General features: G+C 63.0%; 9 protein-coding genes and 2 tRNA genes. 4 read left to right on the top strand and 7 right to left on the bottom strand.

Going from position 1 to position 13,140, the window contains the following annotated elements:
- On the top strand, nt 1-2,964 hold a 2,964-nt coding region (locus tag K678_RS00005), incomplete at its 5' end, for an amino acid adenylation domain-containing protein (RefSeq protein WP_021130392.1).
- Between the two features lie 88 nt (nt 2,965-3,052).
- Here the strand turns inward: K678_RS00005 and K678_RS00010 are convergent.
- The 7 genes from K678_RS00010 to K678_RS00040 all read right to left on the bottom strand — a co-directional run bounded on the left by K678_RS00010 (nt 3,053) and on the right by K678_RS00040 (nt 9,983).
- A tRNA-Val gene (locus K678_RS00010) sits at nt 3,053-3,128 on the bottom strand.
- A gap of 43 nt (nt 3,129-3,171) precedes the next feature.
- Complete coding sequence (locus K678_RS00015; protein ID WP_039851715.1) at nt 3,172-3,459, bottom strand: HU family DNA-binding protein; 288 nt, start codon at nt 3,457-3,459, stop codon at nt 3,172-3,174.
- Between the two features lie 163 nt (nt 3,460-3,622).
- On the bottom strand, nt 3,623-6,037 hold the full coding sequence (gene lon / locus K678_RS00020; protein WP_021130394.1) for an endopeptidase La: 2,415 nt from the start codon (nt 6,035-6,037) through the stop codon (nt 3,623-3,625).
- 176 nt (nt 6,038-6,213) lie between these two features.
- Nucleotides 6,214-7,479: an ATP-dependent Clp protease ATP-binding subunit ClpX gene (clpX, locus tag K678_RS00025; RefSeq protein WP_021130395.1), complete on the bottom strand. Its 1,266-nt coding sequence runs from the start codon at nt 7,477-7,479 to the stop codon at nt 6,214-6,216.
- A gap of 142 nt (nt 7,480-7,621) precedes the next feature.
- On the bottom strand, nt 7,622-8,266 hold the full coding sequence (gene clpP, locus K678_RS00030) for an ATP-dependent Clp endopeptidase proteolytic subunit ClpP (RefSeq protein ID WP_039851716.1): 645 nt from the start codon (nt 8,264-8,266) through the stop codon (nt 7,622-7,624).
- Between the two features lie 102 nt (nt 8,267-8,368).
- Nucleotides 8,369-9,787, bottom strand: coding sequence for a trigger factor (gene tig, locus K678_RS00035; protein WP_039851717.1), 1,419 nt, complete (start codon nt 9,785-9,787; stop codon nt 8,369-8,371).
- A 111-nt stretch (nt 9,788-9,898) separates the two neighbouring features.
- Nucleotides 9,899-9,983, bottom strand: a tRNA-Leu gene (locus tag K678_RS00040).
- A gap of 326 nt (nt 9,984-10,309) precedes the next feature.
- Here K678_RS00040 and K678_RS00045 point away from each other — a divergent pair.
- Genes K678_RS00045 through K678_RS00055 form a run of 3 tightly spaced genes read left to right on the top strand, consistent with a single transcriptional unit; the run spans nt 10,310 to nt 13,129 of the window.
- Nucleotides 10,310-12,337, top strand: a complete 2,028-nt coding sequence (locus K678_RS00045; protein ID WP_021130398.1) for a ribonucleoside triphosphate reductase — start codon at nt 10,310-10,312, stop codon at nt 12,335-12,337.
- A gap of 17 nt (nt 12,338-12,354) precedes the next feature.
- Nucleotides 12,355-12,543, top strand: a complete 189-nt coding sequence (gene nrdD / locus K678_RS19655; protein ID WP_021130399.1) for an anaerobic ribonucleoside-triphosphate reductase — start codon at nt 12,355-12,357, stop codon at nt 12,541-12,543.
- Complete coding sequence (locus K678_RS00055; protein WP_021130400.1) at nt 12,536-13,129, top strand: anaerobic ribonucleoside-triphosphate reductase activating protein; 594 nt, start codon at nt 12,536-12,538, stop codon at nt 13,127-13,129. Before nrdD ends, K678_RS00055 begins: the two co-directional genes overlap by 8 nt.
- Nucleotides 13,130-13,140 lie beyond the last annotated feature (11 nt).

Consider the following 13,140-nt stretch of genomic DNA (forward strand, 5'->3'; position numbering starts at 1 on the left):
AGCCTGCCCGCGCGGGTCAGGGACTGGGCTGCCCGCTATCCCGATCATCCCGCACTGGTGACCGGGGCCGGAACGGTCGGTTATGCCGCGCTTGAGGCCCGCGCCCTCCATCTGGCTGATGCCCTGCGCCGTCACGGGGCAAGGCGGGGGCGGCCGGTCGGGGTGCTGACCCATCGCTCTGCGCGTCTGCCCGAAATCGTGTTGGCGATCTGGAATGCGGGCGCGGTCTATCTACCACTGTCCGCCGATCTGCCGCCCGAGCGGCTGGCCTTTATCGCCCAGGATGCCGGGCTGGGGCTGATCGTTGCGCTGGACGGACTGGTGCCGCCCGCCGGTCTTGACAATCTGCCCCTGCTGCGCCCGGAAAACCTGCCCAAAATCGCGCCGGTAGCGCGTCGGGCGGCGGCGGGGCCAGACGGGGACGATCCCGCCTATATCATCTATACCTCGGGCTCGACCGGCCAGCCCAAGGGAGTCGTTCTCACCCATCACGGGCTTAACAATCTGGGCGAGGCGCTGGCCGCCGCGTTGGAGATAACCGCTGAGGACCGGGTGTTGCAGATGGCTTCGCCCGCCTTCGATGCCTGGATTTCCGATCTGGCGATGGCCTGGGCGGCGGGGGCGGCGCTGGTTCCGGTCCGGCGCGACGAGATCGACGATATCGCCGGGATGGCGGCGACGATGACCCGGCTGGGCTTGTCGGTGGCGACGATGCCGCCGTCCTATCTGCGCCTGTTCGGACAGGCCGATTTCCCCGGCCTTCGGGTTCTGATGACGGTAGGCGAGCCGCCGATCCCCGCCGATGCCCGCCATTACGCCGCCCGGCTGCGCTATATCAACGGCTATGGCCCGACCGAGACCACCGCCGCCGCCGCGATCGGGCGCGTGTCGCCCGAGGCACGGCGGCTGACCGCCGGGGTTCCCCTTGCCAACACCAGCATCCATTTGCTCGATCCGGACGGACGGCCGGTTCCCCCCGGCGCAATCGGAGAGGTCTGGCTGGGCGGTGCCGGGCTGGCGGCGGGGTATCTCAACCGCCCCGATTTGACCGAGGCCGCCTTTGTCACCCGGCCCGAGGGACGATTCTATCGTAGCGGCGATCTTGGCCAATGGAGCGGCGAGGGCGAGCTGGTGATCCTCGGTCGGGCCGACAGCCAGGTCAAATTGCGCGGGCAGCGGGTCGAACTGGGCGAGATTGAGCGACGGCTCGACGCCCACCCCTTGGTGCGCCACAGCGTTGTCCTGGTCGAAACGACCGAGCCGGGCGGGCAAAGTCTGTGGGCATTCGTCCGGTTGGAAGATGGCGCGGCCCCGCCCGCCGCCGCCGATTGGCAGGATCATTTGTCGGCGGTTCTGCCGTCTTACATGGTGCCCTCGGCGGTCTTTGTCGTGCCCGATATTCCGCTGACGGTTTCGGGCAAGATCGACCGTGCCGCGCTGCTGGCGCAGGTGACCGACGCGGGCGGCGCTGACAAGGACAGCCCGTTGCAGGACGAGATGGAGCGCCGGATCGCCGCCGTCTGGGCCGAGCATCTGGGCCGCGCCAGCATCGGCCGCGACGACGATTTCTTTGAATTGGGCGGCGACAGTTTGCGGGCGATTGCCGTCGTCAACCAGTTACGGCGCAGCGTTCAATGCGCGATCAACGATCTGTACGAGCATCCCCGGCTGGCCGATTTCGCTAAACGCTGCCGCCCCAGGCCCGAGCATCTCCGCAGCCTGCTGCGCGACGCGGCGGCGGATTGGCGGGCCTATCAACGCAATCTTGACGCCTATGACGCCGAGCGCGACGCGATTCTGGCCGAAGCGGAACGGGCCTATGCCGCCCGCACCCAAGCCTGCCTGAGCGGGGAGGCTGGCGTGCGGGGCAGTTATGGCGAAGTTCTTCTGACCGGGGCGACCGGCTATCTCGGCATCTATCTGCTGCGCGCTTTGCTGGCCGAGCCCGAGCGGCGGGTTACCGTGCTGGTTCGGGGAGCTGACGATAATGCGGCCCGGACCCGTCTTGGCGGGCTGCTCCGCCACTATTTCGGGGCAAAGACGGGGGCGGCGCTGGAGGCCGATCCTCGCCTCACCATCCTGGCGGGCGATCTGCGCCAAGGCGATCTCGGCCTGTCGCCGGAGGAGCGCGACCGTCTGACGAAGCGGCTTGGGGCGATCTTCCATTGCGCCGCCAATGTGAAGCATTTCGGGCCGTACAGCGCTTTCGCCGCCGACAATGTCGCCGCCACCGCCAAGATGATCGCGCTGGCCGAGGCGGCCTCGGCCGATTTTCACTTCGTCTCGACCCTGTCGGTCTGCGGCAAGGCCCCCGATCACGGCTTCCGGCTGTTCACCGAAGATGACCCGGTTCCCGAGACGTTGGACGAGAATTACTACACCCGCAGCAAGCAGGAGGCCGAACGGCTGGTCGTCGCGGCGAGAGAGCGGCTGGCCAATGCCGCAATTCATCGGGTCGGCAATGTCGTCTTCGCCGCCGACGGCGGGCCGCTTCAGGCCAACATCGGCGAAAACGCCTTCTTCCGCCAAGTGAGCGCCTTCCTCCGCCTCGGTGCGGTCCCCGCCGAATCTCATGTCTGGCTGTGCCATGTCGATTGCGTGGCACGCGCGATCGTGCTGTTGGCCGAACGATCCGGACGCCCCCACCTTACCCACCATATCGAAAATTCCGAGCGGCTGACCCTGGCCGACCTGATGCCCGAGCTTCACGCCTGCGATTTCGGCGGGTTCCTCGAAAGGCTGGATCGGGCGATCGACGCCCCGGCCCTGGCAGCGGTGCTGGCCGAGACGATGGAGACTTTCGGCCTGTTCCGTGGACTCTCCCCCCAATCCCGCGCCCGGCGGCTCGAGATCGTGTCAAGCCGGACGCAAACGAGGCTGTCGCAACTGGGGTTCGCGTGGCCTGCGGTTCCGCCTGAGGGATGGGCGGACGTCCTGCGCCGGGCGGCGGACGCGTTTAAATAGAGGGATTTACCCCCCGGACGCCAAACATCGACCGACGGCCGCACGTCAGGTGCGATCGATCGCGACAGAAGATGTTGGCTTGGGGAAATGGTGGGCGGTGACGGGTTCGAACCGCCGACATCCTGCGTGTAAAGCAGGCGCTCTTCCAGCTGAGCTAACCGCCCAAAGGCCGGTCCCGGGGGGACCGGCAAAACGGCACTGGGGGTTTTATTGGATCGCGTCCTTCAGACCCTTGCCCGCCTTGAACTTCGGCAGCTTCGAAGCCGGAATCGGAATCTTGTCGCCGGTGCGGGGGTTACGCCCCTCCGTCGCCGCGCGCTCGGTAACCGCGAAAGTTCCGAAACCAACCAGCCGGACTTCGTCGCCTTCCTTCAGAGCATTGGTGATGGCCTGAAAAACGGCATCGACGGCGGTGGCCGCATCGGTCTTGGTCAGGCCGGTCGATTCGGCCACGGCCGCCACCAGATCGTTCTTGTTCGACAAGGTTGCCCCCATGAATTTACAGAAAAAAACGGCCACACAGACCGCCCTATGGACAGGATGCGGCAGTGTAATTCACGCTCTTTGAGAGCGTCAACCCGCAATGCAGCAATGGCGAACCCAAGACGATACGATCTGTCTCCCGCCGGACAGGATTGACGGGAGACAGATCAGTCGCTTAATGGGTCAGCACACCACCCACGGCGGCACTGTCGGCTTCGGCGGCAACCTTGGCCGGAGTCTCGCCCTCGGTCTCGTCCCATTCGATTGCCGCAGGCATCCGCACCAAGGCGTGCTTCAACACTTCGTCGGCAGTGGCGACGGGCAGAATGGTCATCCCTTTTTTGACATTGTCGGGGATCTCGGCGAGATCCTTTTCATTGTCCTTGGGGATCAGCACCGTCTTGATGCCGCCACGCAACGCCGCCAACAGCTTTTCTTTGAGACCGCCGATCGGCAGAACCCGCCCGCGCAGGGTGATTTCGCCGGTCATCGCGACGTCGCGGCGAACCGCGATGCCGGTCAGAACCGAAACGATCGCGGTGCACATCGCGACACCGGCCGAGGGGCCGTCTTTCGGCGTGGCGCCTTCGGGAACGTGGACGTGGATGTCACGCTTCTCGAACGCGGTCGGCTTGATGCCCAGGCTGACCGAGCGCGACCGGACGTAGGAACGGGCGGCCTGCACCGATTCCTGCATCACATCGCCCAGCTTGCCGGTGTGGGCAAAGGTGCCCTTGCCCGGCATGCTGACCGCCTCGATCGTCAGCAATTCGCCGCCGACTTCGGTCCAGGCCAGTCCGGTGACGACGCCGACCAGATCGGTGTCCTCGACCTCGCCGAAATGATAGCGGCGGATGCCGGCATATTTTTCGAGGTTGCGAGGGGTGATCGCGACCTTTTCCTTACCCTTCGAGACGATCTCCTTTACCGCCTTGCGGGCGAGGTTGGCCAGCTCGCGCTCCATGTTACGGACGCCTGCTTCCCGCGTGTAATAGCGGACGATATGGCGCAACGATTCGTCGCTGATCGAGAATTCGCCGGACCGCAGACCCGCCGCCTTGATCACCTTGCCGAGCAGATGGCGCTTGGCGATTTCGACCTTCTCGTCCTCGGTATAGCCCGAGAGACGAATGATCTCCATCCGGTCCAGCAACGGCTGCGGCATCCGCATCGTGTTGGCGGTGGTGACGAACATCACGTCGGACAGGTCGTAATCGACCTCGAGGTAATGATCGTTGAAGCTGGCATTCTGTTCGGGATCAAGCACTTCGAGCAGGGCCGAGGCGGGATCGCCGCGCCAATCCGCGCCCAGCTTGTCGATCTCGTCGAGCAGGAACAGCGGGTTGGACGACTTCGCCTTCTTCATCCCCTGGATGATCTTGCCCGGCATCGAGCCGATATAGGTGCGGCGGTGACCGCGCACTTCGGCCTCGTCACGCACGCCGCCCAGGCTCATCCGGACGAAATTGCGGCCGGTGGCGTGAGCGATCGACTTGCCGAGCGAAGTTTTGCCGACACCCGGCGGGCCAACTAGGCACAGAATCGGGCCTCGGACCTTGTCGGTGCGAATCTGCACGGCAAGATATTCGAGGATGCGTTCCTTGACCTTTTCGAGGCCGTAATGATCGGCGTTGAGCACCTTTTCCGCCAGCGCAACGTCCTTCTTGACCTTGCTGCGCTTCTTCCACGGAATCGTCAGCATCCAGTCGAGATAATTGCGCACGACGGTGGCCTCGGCCGACATCGGGCTCATCGACTTCAGCTTCTTCAACTCGGCCAGCGCCTTTTCGCGCGCCTCGGTGGTCAGCTTGGTCTTGGCGATCCGCTCCTCGATTTCGGCGATTTCATCCTTGCCGTCCTCGGTCTCGCCCAGTTCCTTCTGGATCGCCTTCAGCTGCTCGTTGAGGTAGTACTCGCGCTGAGTCTTCTCCATCTGCCGCTTAACGCGGTTGCGGATTTTCTTTTCCACCTGAAGGACGCCGATTTCGCCCTCCATGTAGGAATAGACCCGCTCCAGCCGTTCGGAGACGACTTCGATCTCGAGCAATTCCTGCTTGTCGGCGATCTTGAGCGCGAGGTGCGAGGCGACGGTATCGGCCAGCTTGGCCGCGTCCTCAATCTGATTGATCGAGACCAGCACCTCGGGCGGAATCTTTTTGTTCAGTTTGATGTATTGCTCGAACTGCGCGACCACCGAGCGGGACAGCGCTTCCAGTTCCTGCTGGTTGCCGGTCCGCTCGCCGATCGATTCGGCGCGCGCCTGGAAGAAGGCTTCGTTCTCGGTAAAGCCGGTGATCCGGGCGCGCCGCCCGCCTTCGACCAGAACCTTGACGGTTCCATCGGGCAGCTTCAGCAATTGCAGAACCGTCGAGACGGTTCCGACAGTATAGATGTCGTCGGTGGTGGGATCGTCCTGGGCGGCGTTCTTTTGCGCCACCAGCAGGATTTGCTTGTCCTCGCGCATCACGTCTTCCAGGGCGCGGACCGATTTGTCGCGGCCGACGAACAGGGGGACGATCATGTGCGGGAAGACGACGATGTCCCGGAGCGGAAGAACCGGGAAGATGTCGTCATGGGGGGCTTCGACCATTCTGCCTCGTAAGGTCTGCGGCTCCGACCATCGCGGAGCCGACGGGGGCGATGTGACTACCTATGACGAAAGATTGTAATGAGGAAGGCTCTCGTCAAGGGGCGGTGGACACGGGCGGCGCTGTGACCGCCGCGACGGGAAGGAGCGACTGCGCTCCTTCCGCCACCGGATCGGCCTTAAGCGGAGGTACCGATATCCTCGCGCCGTTCGGAATAAATGTAGAGGGGCTGGGCGCGACCCTCGACCACTTCCTTGTTGACCACCACTTCGTCGACTGCCTCGAGGCCGGGCAGGTCGAACATGGTGTCGAGCAGGATGCTTTCCATGATCGACCGCAGACCGCGCGCGCCGGTCTTGCGCTGGATCGCCTTTTCCGAAATCGAGCGCAGCGCATCCTCGTTGAAGGACAGGCGGACGTCTTCCATTTCGAAAAGGCGCTGGTACTGCTTGACCAAGGCGTTCTTCGGCTTGGACAAGATTTCGATCAGGGCGCTGACATCGAGATCTTCCAGCGTCGCCAGAACCGGCAGACGGCCGACGAATTCGGGGATCAGGCCGAACTTCAGCAGATCCTCGGGCTCGACCTCACGCAGGATTTCGCCGGTACGGCGCTCGTCCGGACCGCGGACCTCGGCACCGAAGCCGATCGAGGTTCCCTTGCCCCGGCTGCCGATGATCTTTTCCAGACCAGCGAAGGCGCCACCGCAGATGAACAGGATATTGGTGGTATCGACCTGAAGGAATTCCTGCTGCGGATGCTTGCGCCCACCCTGGGGCGGCACCGACGCGACAGTCCCTTCCATGATCTTCAGCAGGGCCTGCTGCACACCTTCGCCCGAAACATCGCGGGTGATCGACGGATTGTCAGACTTGCGGCTGATCTTGTCGACCTCGTCGATATAGACGATACCGCGCTGGGCGCGCTCGACATTGTATTCCGCCGCCTGCAACAGCTTCAGGATGATGTTCTCGACATCCTCACCGACATAACCGGCTTCGGTCAGGGTGGTGGCGTCGGCCATCGTGAACGGTACATCAAGGATGCGGGCCAGGGTCTGCGCCAGCAACGTCTTGCCGCAACCGGTCGGGCCGATCAGCAGGATGTTGGACTTGGCGAGTTCGACCTCGTTGCTTTTGGCACCGTGCTGCAATCGCTTGTAGTGATTGTGAACGGCGACGGACAACACTTTTTTAGCGTGGTCCTGGCCGATGACATAGTCATCAAGGACGGCACGAATATCTTTCGGCGTTGGGACGCCGTCGCTGGAGCGGACCAGATGGGTCTTATGCTCTTCGCGAATGATGTCCATGCACAGCTCGACGCATTCATCGCAGATGAAAACGGTCGGCCCGGCGATCAGCTTTCTCACTTCATGCTGGCTTTTGCCGCAGAAAGAGCAATACAGAGTGCTTTTTGATTCGCCGCTGGTGGACTTGGTCATCGAAGCTCCATTGGGTCTACCCCCCACATCCGCTTAACGTATGTTAGCCGCAGCTGACCCGACCAGACAATGACAATAATCTGTCTTTTCCCCAATAGATGGGGGGACGGGTCGCTGCGACCGCGCGAGGGGAGGGGTGGGATCAGGTGGAGGCGCCGTCTCCCTCGGGTACAGAGCGCTTGTTGACGACCTCGTCGATCAAGCCAAATTCGCGGGCTTCATCGGCGGTCATGAACTTGTCGCGCTCCATAACCCGCTCGATCACCTCCAAAGGCTGGGCGGTGTGCTCAACGTAGATATTGTTAAGCCGAGCGCGGAGCGCAAGGATCTCACGGGCCTGAATTTCAATATCGGTCGCCTGCCCCTGGGCGCCGCCCGAGGGCTGATGGACCATGATCCGGGAATTGGGCAGCGAATAGCGCTTGCCCTTGGCACCCGCCGTCAGCAGCAGCGAGCCCATCGAGGCCGCCTGACCGATACACACGGTCGACACTGCCGGCCGGATATATTGCATGGTGTCGTAGATCGCCAGGCCCGAGGTGACGACCCCGCCCGGCGAGTTGATGTAGAAAGCGATGTCCTTGGTCGGATTTTCCGATTCCAGGAACAGCAACTGCGCGCAGATCAGGCAAGCGACGTCGTCATGGACCTGACCGGTCAGGAAAACGATGCGTTCCTTCAAAAGACGGGAATAGATGTCATAGGAACGTTCGCCGCGATTGGTCTGTTCGACCACCATGGGCACCAGCGTATTCATGTAGAGGTCGATAGGGTCTCTCTCGCGCATGGTCCATCCTTCTGCGGTTCGCGACCCGGCCGGAGAAGGTCCGGCCGGAGCTTTCTGGGGCGGGAGGCGGCCGGACCGTTTCCGATCCGACCGCACGCCTTATTATTCCGCCGACTTCTTGCGGGGTGCACGCTTTTTCGGCTTGGGGCTTTCCTCGCCCTCGCCGGACTCGGCCTGCTCGGCCTCGTCAGCCGCAAGTCCCTCGGCCTCGGCATGTTCGCGACGAAGATCCTCGGCCGCGACTTCACGGTCGGTGACCGACGCCTTTTCGAGGATGAAGTCGACGACCTTTTCCTCATAGACCGGAGCGCGCAGCGATTCGATCGCGTCCTTGTTCTTCTGATAGTACTGAAGAACCAGATGCTCCTGGCCCGGATAGGCGCGGGCTTCGTTGAGGATGGCGCGGTTGATGTCGTCCTGGGTCACGGTGACTTCATTGACCCGGCCGACTTCGGCCAGCAACAGGCCGAGACGCACGCGGCGCTCGGACAGGGTGCGGTATTCGGCCTTCAACTCGTCGTCGGACTTGCCTTCGTCAGCCGGATCGACCTGACCAGCCTTGCGGCCTTCCTCAAGCTGCTTCCAGATCGCCTCGAACTCGGACTCGACCATCGAGACCGGAACCGGGAAATCGTGGCTGGCGGCCAGGGCGTCGAGCAGGGCGCGCTTGACCTTCAGACGCGACGCGTTGGTGAGGTCGCGGCCGACTTCGGCGCGGATCGCGTCCTTCAGGGCGTCGAGGCTTTCCATCCCGACGGCCTTGGCCAGCTCGTCATTGATCTCGGCGGGCTTGCTTGCCTGGACTTCATGGACGGTGATGTCGAAGGTGGCGGCCTGACCCGACAGCGATTCGTTGCCGTAGCCTTCGGGGAAGGTGATGTCGATCACCTTGGTATCGCCCGCCGACACGCCGATCAACTGGTCTTCGAAGCCGGGGATGAAGGTGTTCGAGCCGAGCTTCAGCGAATAACGCTCGGCCGCGCCGCCGGGGAAGGGCTCGCCGTTCAGCTTGCCGAGGAAGTCGATCACCACCACATCGCCGGAAGCGGCAGGGCGTTCGACCTTTTCCGCGGTGCCGTTGCGCTCGGAGATTCCGGCCAGAACGGTATCGATCTCGGAATCGGCGATGATCGCCTTGTCGCGCACCAGGCTGATGGTGGCGAAATCAACCAAGTTGATTTCCGGCATCACCTCAATGGCGAGGTCGAATTCAAGGTCGGTGCCCTCGGCGAACGAGGTGATTTCGACCTTGGGCTGGGCGGCCGGGCGCAGCCCGCTGCTTTCGACGGCCTTGCCGATGGCGTCGTTGACGGCAGCTTCCAGAATCTCGCCCAACACCGCCTGCGAGTATTTCTTGCGGACGATCGCCAGCGGCACCTTGCCCGGACGGAAGCCGGGGAGGCTGATGGTGCCGGCCAACTGGGTCAGCTTGTCCTGCATCCGCTGGTCGAGGTGGGAGGCGGGAACAACGACCTTGAAATCACGTCTTAGGCCGTCGGAATTGATCTCGGTTACCTGCATCAGTCTTTCGCCAATCGAGTCGAGTGGGTTGCATCCGGTGGCCCCGGCGCGGATCACGGGTCGCGACTGCCCGTCCGGCGAGCGCCCGTTGCGGAGCGATCAGGGGCACGCTGGTGCGGGCGAAGGGACTTGAACCCCCATGGCTTGCGCCGCTGGAACCTAAATCCAGTGTGTCTACCAGTTCCACCACGCCCGCATACGTTTTTATCCACCGCGCACGCACGATTCAGCCGCACGCGCGTGGGGCCGCCCCGTCGTGAACCAGTGTCTATACCATGTTCGTTCACATGGAAACAGGGAAAAGCCGGAGGGGGGCTCCCGCTCCCTTGGTCGGGGTGTGGCGGTGAATCGGACTTGACTTTCGGGCTTCGGCTGAACTACCCTATCTAGCGTTAAAGCCGTGTTGATCATCTATATATAGGATGATAACGCGGCTTTCTCCTGCGCCCGACTGTTGTGGGGGCGTGTTCACCGGGTTGTTTGTCCCCCCCTTCCGCCCTGTTCTGCCTAAGGAATCCGCTGATGTCCGGGTCCACGTTTCCCGCTGTATCGCCACGTTCGGTCGTCAAGCGCAACGGCCAGGACGTGCCGTTCGATCTCGACAAAATCCGCTCTGCGATCGAGCGTGCCGGCAAGGCGACCGGCGAATTCGATCCGACCGAGGCCTATCTGCTGACGATCCAGGCGGCCAAGGTGATCGAGCATCGCTTTGTCGATCAGCCGCCGCATATCGAACAACTTCAAGATGTGGTCGAGCAGGTGCTGATCTCGGCCAACCATTTCGCCACCGCGCGCGCCTATATCGTTTACCGCGAGCAGCGGGCACGACTGCGCAAGGACAAGAAGACCGTCGTCGACGTCGAATCCTCGATCAACGAGTATCTCGACCGCGCCGATTGGCGGGTCAATGCCAACGCCAATCAGGGCTACTCGCTGGGTGGTCTGATCCTCAACGTCTCGGGCAAGGTGGTCGCCAATTACTGGCTGTCGCACGTTTATCCGCCCGAGATCGGCACCGCGCACCGCGATGGCGATATTCATATCCATGATCTCGACATGCTGGCGGGCTATTGCGCCGGATGGTCGCTGCGGACCCTGCTGACCGAGGGATTGAACGGCGTTCCCGGCAAGGTCGAGGCCGGTCCGCCCAAGCATATGTCAAGTGCGGTCGGTCAGATCGTCAACTTCCTCGGCACCCTTCAGAACGAATGGGCCGGAGCCCAGGCGTTCAGCTCGTTCGACACCTATATGGCCGCGTTCATCCGCGCCGATTCGTTGTCTTATGACGAGGTGCGCCAGTCGATCCAGGAACTGGTCTACAACCTCAACGTTCCCTCGCGGTGGGGGACGCAGACTCCGTTCACCAACCTGACCTTCGATTGGACCTGCCCCGAGGATCTGAAGGATCAGGCTCCGGTGATCGCCGGGCGGGAGATGCCGTTCACCTATGGCGATCTCCAGGCCGAAATGGACATGATCAACCGCGCCTATATGGAGGTGATGACCAAGGGCGACGCGTTGGGCCGGGTGTTCACCTTCCCGATCCCGACCTACAACATCACCCCCGACTTCCCCTGGGAATCCGAGAATGCCGGTCGTCTGTTCGAGATGACCGCGAAATACGGGTTGCCGTATTTCCAGAACTTCCTGAATTCCGAGTTGAAGCCGCACATGATCCGCTCGATGTGCTGCCGTCTCCAGCTTGACCTGACCGAGCTGCTGAAGCGCGGCAACGGCCTGTTCGGCAGCGCCGAGCAGACCGGATCGGTCGGTGTGGTGACGATCAATTGCGCCCGGCTGGGCTTTACCTATCGCGGCGACGAAGAGGGGCTGTTCGCCCGCCTCGACCGGCTGCTCGACATCGCCCGCAACAGCCTCGAGATCAAGCGCAAGGTGATCCAGCGCCACATGGATGAAGGGCTGTTCCCCTATACGCGGCGCTATCTCGGCACGCTGCGAAACCATTTTTCGACGATCGGCGTCAACGGCATCAACGAGTTGATCCGCAACTTTAGCGCCGACCACGAAGATATCACCACCCCCTGGGGCCATGCCTTCGCGGTGCGCTTCCTCGATCACGTTCGCGCCCGGATCGTCGCGATCCAGGAAGAAACCGGACACCTTTATAATCTGGAAGCGACCCCGGCCGAGGGCACCACCTATCGCTTCGCCCGCGAGGACCGCAAGCGCTATCCCGATATTCTCCAGGCCGGAACCCCGGACCAGCCCTATTACACCAATTCGAGCCAGCTTCCGGTCGGCTTTACCGACGATCCGTTCGAGGCGTTGGAGCGTCAGGACGAATTGCAGCGCAAATATACCGGCGGTACCGTCTTGCACCTTTATATGGGCGAGCGGATTTCCTCGGCTGAGGCGTGCAAGAAGCTGGTCCGTCGCGCGCTGGAAAACTTCCGGCTGCCCTACGTCACCGTCACCCCCACCTTCTCGATCTGCCCCAAGCACGGCTATATCGCCGGCGAGCATAAATTCTGCCCGAAATGCGATGCGGAACTGATTGCCCGCAAGCGGTCGTGCGTCTCTACCTCCTGACCTGAAAGGATTGGTCCGTGAATCACATTCCGTCCACTATCGCCCGCGACGCCGCCCTGGATCTGCGCGACGACGAGCGCCAGCCCTGCGAAATCTGGACCCGGGTGATGGGCTATCATCGCCCGCTCGCGTCGTTCAACAAAGGCAAGCAGGGCGAGTTCGCTGACCGCCTCTATTTCTCTGAAGCGCAGTGCGCCCTTGATTGATCTCCGCCTTGGCGGGCTGGCCCGGCTGTCGTCCTGCGACTGGCCGGGCGAGCTGGCGGCGACTCTGTTTTGCCAGGGTTGCCCCTGGCGCTGTCCCTATTGCCACAATACCCATCTGCTATGTGCGACCGCTCCGGCGGCACTGACTTGGGACGAGGCGGCGGCGTTTCTCGACACGCGGCGCGGTCTGCTGGACGGAGTCGTGTTCTCGGGCGGCGAGCCAACACTTCAAGCCGCGTTGCCCGAGGCGATCGCCGCCGTGCGGGCGATGGGGTTCAAGATCGGCCTGCACACCTCCGGTGCGTTTCCCGATCGGTTGGAGCGGGTGTTGCCGCTGGTCGATTGGGTCGGCTTCGACGTCAAGGCTCCCTTCGCCGATTATGACCGTCTGACCGGGGTGCCCGGCAGCGGCGAGAAGGCAAAAGACAGCCTGACCCGTTTGCTGGCGGCAGGGATTCCCCGCGATCTCCGCATTACCGCCGATCCCGCCTGGGCCGATCCCGAGGCGCTGGAGCGTTTGGGTGCGGATCTGGCGGCATTGGGAGCCGAATCGCCCCGGATTCAGCCCTACCGGCCGGGACGATGACACAGCCGGAC

Source organism: Magnetospirillum fulvum MGU-K5, assembly GCF_000442515.1.
In the GTDB taxonomy this organism is placed as follows: Bacteria; Pseudomonadota; Alphaproteobacteria; order Rhodospirillales; family Magnetospirillaceae; genus Phaeospirillum; species Phaeospirillum fulvum_B.

Coding starts and splice junctions, on each gene's coding strand:
- clpX (WP_021130395.1), bottom strand. CDS start 7,479: ATGACCAAGTCCACCAGCGGCGAATCAAAAAGCACTCTGTATTGCTCT.
- K678_RS00015 (WP_039851715.1), bottom strand. CDS start 3,459: ATGGGGGCAACCTTGTCGAACAAGAACGATCTGGTGGCGGCCGTGGCC.
- K678_RS00045 (WP_021130398.1), top strand. CDS start 10,310: ATGTCCGGGTCCACGTTTCCCGCTGTATCGCCACGTTCGGTCGTCAAG.
- clpP (WP_039851716.1), bottom strand. CDS start 8,266: ATGCGCGAGAGAGACCCTATCGACCTCTACATGAATACGCTGGTGCCC.
- lon (WP_021130394.1), bottom strand. CDS start 6,037: ATGGTCGAAGCCCCCCATGACGACATCTTCCCGGTTCTTCCGCTCCGG.
- tig (WP_039851717.1), bottom strand. CDS start 9,787: ATGCAGGTAACCGAGATCAATTCCGACGGCCTAAGACGTGATTTCAAG.